The 6,428-nt window shown below is 41.8% G+C and carries 5 protein-coding genes; 4 read left to right on the top strand and 1 reads right to left on the bottom strand.

Features of this window, described 5'->3' with window-relative positions; genetic code table 11:
- The coding region (locus tag Q4B82_RS05395) for a PAAR-like domain-containing protein (protein WP_303065405.1) at positions 1 to 2,370 on the bottom strand (2,370 nt) is incomplete at its 3' end.
- Between the two features lie 215 nt (positions 2,371 to 2,585).
- Here Q4B82_RS05395 and Q4B82_RS05390 point away from each other — a divergent pair.
- From Q4B82_RS05390 to tssC, 4 genes are all read left to right on the top strand, one after another.
- Positions 2,586 to 3,212, top strand: a complete 627-nt coding sequence (locus Q4B82_RS05390; protein ID WP_368501332.1) for a TagF domain-containing protein — start codon at positions 2,586 to 2,588, stop codon at positions 3,210 to 3,212.
- Positions 3,213 to 3,236: 24 nt separating this feature from the next.
- On the top strand, positions 3,237 to 4,280 hold the full coding sequence (gene tssA, locus Q4B82_RS05385; RefSeq protein WP_303065404.1) for a type VI secretion system protein TssA: 1,044 nt from the start codon (positions 3,237 to 3,239) through the stop codon (positions 4,278 to 4,280).
- An 87-nt stretch (positions 4,281 to 4,367) separates the two neighbouring features.
- Positions 4,368 to 4,874, top strand: a complete 507-nt coding sequence (gene tssB, locus Q4B82_RS05380; RefSeq protein WP_303065403.1) for a type VI secretion system contractile sheath small subunit — start codon at positions 4,368 to 4,370, stop codon at positions 4,872 to 4,874.
- 29 nt (positions 4,875 to 4,903) lie between these two features.
- Positions 4,904 to 6,400 (top strand): type VI secretion system contractile sheath large subunit, encoded by a 1,497-nt coding sequence (gene tssC, locus Q4B82_RS05375; RefSeq protein ID WP_303065402.1) that lies wholly within the window; start codon positions 4,904 to 4,906, stop codon positions 6,398 to 6,400.
- Positions 6,401 to 6,428: the final 28 nt, after the last annotated feature.

The following is a 6,428-nucleotide window of genomic DNA, read 5'->3' as shown; positions in this document are numbered from 1 at the left end:
ATAGGCGGTTTCTTGAATGTTGCCTTTGCTGTCGTGGGCAAGGGTGTGTTTCAGATGGCCTAGGATGTCGCGTCGGAATTCGGTGGTTCTGAGCGGGGTTTTGTCTTTGAAACTGTCAATCAGTGGTGTTCTGTCTTTGCTTTTTATGGTTTGCTCGCCGTATTGTGCCATCAGTTTGGTGGCAATACTGGCATCGTTGCCGTATTCGCTCTGTTGAACGAGTTCGCCGCTTTGGTTGTAATGATAGGTGGTGAGTTTGTGGTCAAAGCCGCTTTCGGCCACCAAACGGTCGAGCGCGTCGTAGGCGAAGCGGTAGCGGGCACCGTTTTCGTTGGTAAGTCCGATGAGCCTTCTTGCCCGGTCGTAGTGGTAGCCAAAGGTGTGGCCGAGTGCATTGGTGCGTTGTGTCGGCAAACCGTCTTGGCCGTATTCGTAGGCGGTGGTATGCCCTTCTGCGTCAGTATGGGCTTTCAGACGGCCGGCGGTGTCGTAGCTGAAGCTTTCCCTGCTGCCGTCGGGATAGAGGGCGAGGGTAAGGTTTCGATTGGCATCGTAGTGGTATTCGGTGTGTTGACCTAAGGCATCGGTGATGTGTGCCAACTGTCCTTCGGGGGTGTAGGCCAGTTTGGTTTGGTGGCCAGAGCAGTCGGTAATCAGTTCGGGCTGGTGGTTATGGTCGTAGTGATACTCGGTGGTGCTGCCTTTGGGGTCGGTTACCGACATCAGCAAACCGTTGCGGGCATATTCGAAACGGGTGGTGTGTTTGAGCGGGTCGGTGTGGGTGAGCAGATTGCCAGCTTCGTCATAGGTATAGCTGTCGTAACGACCTTCGGCATCGCTTTTGCGGATAAGGCGGTAAGTGTCGTCGTAGTCGAAATGCAGCATGGCACCGTCGGGGCGGACGATGGTCTCGATTTGACCTTCGCTGCTGTAGCGGTAGCGGGTAATGCGACCCATGGCATCGGTGTGGCTGAGCAGACGGCCGAGGTGGTCGCGTTCCATCAATTCTTCGCTGCCGTCGGCGAAGACGCGTTTGGTCAGTTCGTTGTTGTCATCGTAATGGTATTGTTCGGTACGCCCCAGAATGTCGGTTACTTCGGTGTAGGTGTCATGATAAATCAAACGCCATTCTTCGCCCAGCGAAGTCCAGTTGCGTACAACCTTGCCATGGATGTTGTATTGGTCGTATTCGTATTCGGAAACCAGTCCAGCCGCATCGGTGTGGGCAACTATGATGTGATTGCGGTAGGCAAACGAACGGGTTAATGCACCGCTTTGGTCGTAAACGGCGAGTAAATCGCCATCGGGTGCATAATCATAACGCACCAAAGCACGCTGATGATGAAGGCTGCCTGCAAGGTCGGTGTTGAACTCAGGTAAATGGGGCAACTGATAAATGGCAGTCAAACGCCATAATGGGGAATGTGTTTTGTGTTCTGCCACATTGCCGAAATGCAGGTAGAACACCCGCCCGTTACCGTCAATAACATATTGCGGCAATCCAGTGAGATGATGGTAAATGATGCGTTGATGATTGCCGTTGGCATCTTCAATGGCAACCAATGCCCATTGGCTGCACATTTGACCGCTTGGGTCATCGTTGGAGACGGTTAAAGGAGCAAAGCGCAATATTAGTGAACCATCGAGATTGGCGATAAAACAATGTCCTGCTTCATCGCAGGAAAACCAGATTTGTTCACTTTCGTGGAAAATGGGTTCTTCGTCTGCTTGCATATCGGGCAAAGGAAATGCACGACCTTGCTCGTCAATATAGACAAAGCCGTGTTCAGAACGGTGCAGTTGTTGTGAGAAAGGGGTCGCCCACCCTTGCCCGAGCCAGCCTGTACCTTGTTGGTCGGAGTAGTAGCTGCGTTGCCACACCAACGGGAGGATACCGCCGTAGGTGAAGTCTGGGGCTTCGGTTAGGAATTTGATGCCGAGTATGGGGTTGATGGGACGTCCGATGGCTGTGGCTGCTTTGCATGAAAGACAAGTATTGGATTTCTTGAATTTTTTCTTAAACTTGCCGTTCATCATGAAAATATCGCCTGTTCGGACAATTTTGTATTTGTGAATGCGAACGGAGGAACTGTGCATTTTGGACCATGCTTTTGCACCTACGGTACGCGAAATTACGCCCTTACGCACACCGGGTTGGTCACCAAAGGTTTGCGGAGCGGCAGAAGCATTGTGAACAAAAGCAGGTTTACCATTGATGCGGACATTTTTGGCGGTCTGCTTGGCCTGACCAAGATTGGTAAACAGGGGGAAAGGAACAGGTGGCACAACCCCTGGTACAAAGCAAAAATCGGGAACAGTAAAGACAACAGTATAACCGCTGTCGCGGCGGGCGATTTTTTGTAAGGCCATCGATTAACTTTCTAATCTAATTAGTTGAATTGATTGAAACTAACTTAATTCCAGAAAGTATGGATTATTGGGATGATATTGTGTTTCAAATTGAAAGAAAAATCAATCCAAAAAAGCTCTATTTAAAAATGATTTTTAATCAATATGCTAAAAATTTTCAGTTCTCTGCTTTATTTTTCAAGTTGCCTATTCAGTTGAAATGAAGTAAAGTATTTATCAGGCTTAATTATTTTCGGGACATATCTGTTATAGGGCAATTTGCAGATACACCGAATCATCAGGGAGAATGTGATGAGCCACACAGAAAGTGTTTATTTTTTGGTAAATTAAAAACACACCGAGATTTTATTCAATCCACAGATTTATCACTTGAAGACAAAAATTTTTGGCAAACATGGTTTCAAAAATGCGCCAATACACAATTGCATTTTACTGGTAAAGTAAAGAACAATCATTCTGTTTGGTTATTTGTTATTGCAACAGAAAATGGTTTTATGTATGGATTGATATCGCCTAGCCAAGATATGCAAGGTCGTTTTTGTCCTTTTGTTGTTTGTGCCAAGACACACTCACCAGATTGTTTAAGGTTAGGGCTGCAACGTTTTTTTCAGATTGCTTTTGATTTTGCAAAATATGTAAAACAAGGGGTATTTTTGATAAGCAATCTAATAAACGAATGTGATTCTCATCCAAAAAATCAGAATGACATTGTTTTGCCTGAAACGTTTTCTCTAGAACGCATTTCTCAAAATGGCAGTCTCTGGTTTGAATGCAATAATAAACAGGCGATAGAATCAGCAAATGTATTAAGTTGTTTTTTATTCAATAAATTATTTGGATAATTTGGTGTTTGATGGGATGTAACCATGAAAACATTTCCACTTTGGGAAACCGCTATTTCAGCAGATGCACCTTCAGGTGTGAATATTGAATATGACAGTCGTTTTTTAGAACTGCAAAATGCCGCAGAAGGTAAAGCTGAGCAGCAGTATGGCGATACGATTATTCCTGCACAAGATCCAGAATGGCGTACCGTTGAAAAACTGTGTTATCAGCTATTAGCAGAATCAAAAGATTTGCGTCTGTTTGCCTATTATACACAAGCTTTAACGGCAAAATATGGTTTACAGGGATTTGCTGCTGCATGCGAAGCACTGAAAATCAATTTGGAAAGCTTTTGGGATACCGTGTATCCCTTGCTTGAAGATGAAGACGGAGAATATGATCCATTTTATCGTATTAATGCATTAAGCCTGTTTTCTGTTGCGGATGGTATTGCCAAAGAACTGTTGTCTTGCCCATTATTGGTCAATGGTTTGGCTCAACAGGCAATTACTGTACGTGAAGCATTGGCAGTTTTGCAAGGGCAAGATAATTCAAACTATCTAGGAGGACGTGAACGTTTAATTTTGGATATTCGTGTTGGTGTTGATACAGGAAAGCCAGAGTTACAAGCAATACGCCTATCTATACAGCATCTACAAGCAATACAGCAAATTTTTATTAAGCATTTAGGTGATGATGGGGTTTTGGATTTTTCACCTGTGTTAAAAGGATTGATGGCAATTGAACAAGTTTCAGCTTCTCAATATGATACAGATTCCATAAAAGAAACAATAACTCAAGAAGTAAATAACGCGATATCAATCAAATCTGAAAAAGTCAACAAATGTCTTGATGTTGATGCTTGGCGTCATTTAAATATTCAGAATCGTGCTGATGTTGATTTGGTTTTGGAAAAAATTTGTGTTTATTTTGAAAATTTTGAACCGAGTCATCCTGCACCACTTTTGATTCGCCGTGTACAAAAATTCATGAATATGAATTTTTACGACATTATGATGGATATTAGTCCCGAGAGCATTCCAAATTTAGAAGTATTAATTGGGAAGTCTGAACGTGAAGCATGATCATGGTACTTACTTAAATTGTATTGGCACATTATGATGTAACGAATTAGAATCAGTCATTAATATTGGATATTAAAGGAAAATCAAATGTCAAAGAACAATTCTGGTCAGAAATTTATTGCCCGAAACCGTTCTCCACGTGTTCAGATTGAATATGATGTTGAGTTATATGGCTCGGAAAAGAAAATTGAACTGCCATTTGTAATGGGCGTTATGGCTGATTTAGTAGGTAAACCTATTGAACCTTTGCCTGAAATATCTGAACGAAAATTTTTGGAAATTGATGTTGATAATTTTGATGACCGCATGAAAGCATTAAAACCTCGTTTGGTATTGGATGTACCCAATACTTTAACAGGACAAGGTAACTTACAAGTGGAATTGAAATTTGAAAGTATGAATGATTTTTCACCTGCATCAATCGCCAAACAGGTTGCGCCGTTAAATGAACTATTACAAGCGAGAACCGAATTATCCAATTTGTTATCCTATATGGATGGTAAAAGTGGTGCAGAAGATTTAATTAGTAAAGTCTTAGGTGATGATGAGCTTTTAAAAACCATCGCAGCTACTGCCAAAAATTCGGCAGAGTAATCTTCAAAAAATCAACAGAGATACAAAATATGGCTCAACAAGAATTGCAAAATCAAGGCATTCATGCTGCACATACTTTTTCCAATAGTGAATTTGAACAATTGTTGCAAAAAGAATTTAAGCCTAAAACAGAAGAAACCCAAAATGCAATTACGCATGCTGTTGTGACTTTGGCACAACAGGCTCTACAAAAGGCAGTAACCATTTCGGATGATACCTATCAAACGATAGAAGCAATGATTGCCGAGATAGACCGTAAACTGTCCCAACAAGTTAATTTGATTCTTCATCATGAAGAATTTCAAAAATTGGAAGGTGCGTGGCGTGGACTTCATCATTTGGTAAGTAATACTGAAACCGATCACTTATTGAAAATTAAGGTGTTGCCAATTTCCAAAAAAGAAATTTCACGTAATTTAAAACGTTTTAAAGGTATTGCGTGGGATCAAAGTTCTCTATTTAAGCGCATCTATGAAGAAGAATATGGGCAATTTGGTGGGGAGCCATTTGGCTGTTTAGTTGGTGACTATTATTTTGATCATTCAGCCCCTGATGTTGAAGTGCTAAATGGTTTAGAAAAAATTGCAGCTGCTTCACATTGTCCATTTATTGCTGGTGCATCACCGCAATTAATGCAAATGGAATCTTGGCAAGAATTGGCCAATCCAAGAGATTTGGGCAAAATATTCCAAACAGCTGAGTATGCACCTTGGAGAAGTTTACGCGAATCAGAAGATTCTCGTTATATTGGTTTAGCATTACCCAGATTTCTTTCTCGTTTACCTTATGGTGCGAAAACCAATCCTGTTGATGAATTTGATTTTGAAGAAGAAACGGATGGTTCAGATCATAATAAATACACATGGGCGAATGCTGCATATACCATGGCAGTCAATATCAATCGTTCATTCAAATATTATGGCTGGGGCACATCGATTCGCGGTGTAGAATCTGGTGGCTTGGTTGAAAACCTACCTTGCCATACATTCCCAACTGATGATGGGGGTGTAGACATGAAATGCCCAACAGAAATTGCCATCAGTGATAGACGAGAAGCAGAACTTGCTTCATTGGGTTTTATGCCTTTGGTACATCGTAAAAATTCTGATTTGGCTGCATTTATTGGTGCTCAATCTTTGCACAAACCTGCTGAATATCACGATCCTGATGCAACTGCAAATGCAAGATTATCTGCTCGTTTGCCATATTTGTTTGCTTGTTGTCGCTTTGCTCACTATTTAAAATGTATTGTACGTGACAAAGTCGGTTCATTTAGAGAACGAGAGGACATGGAAAGATGGTTGAATGAATGGATTATGAATTATGTGGATGGCGATCCCATCAATTCCACACAAGAAACCAAAGCGCGTAAACCTTTGGCTGCTGCGGAAGTTATTGTTGAAGAGATAGAAGATAATCCTGGTTATTACACTTCTAAATTCTTTTTGCGGCCACATTATCAATTAGAAGGTTTAACAGTATCATTGCGTTTAGTGTCAAAATTGCCTTCTGTTAAGAAAGAATAGTTTTTAGCCATACCCAAGAATTAAAGTT

The organism is Alysiella sp. (assembly GCF_030525755.1).
In the GTDB taxonomy this organism is placed as follows: domain Bacteria; phylum Pseudomonadota; class Gammaproteobacteria; order Burkholderiales; family Neisseriaceae; genus Simonsiella.
The sequence above is the reverse complement of the archived record's forward strand: the minus strand, read 5'-3'. Positions and strand labels throughout refer to the sequence as shown.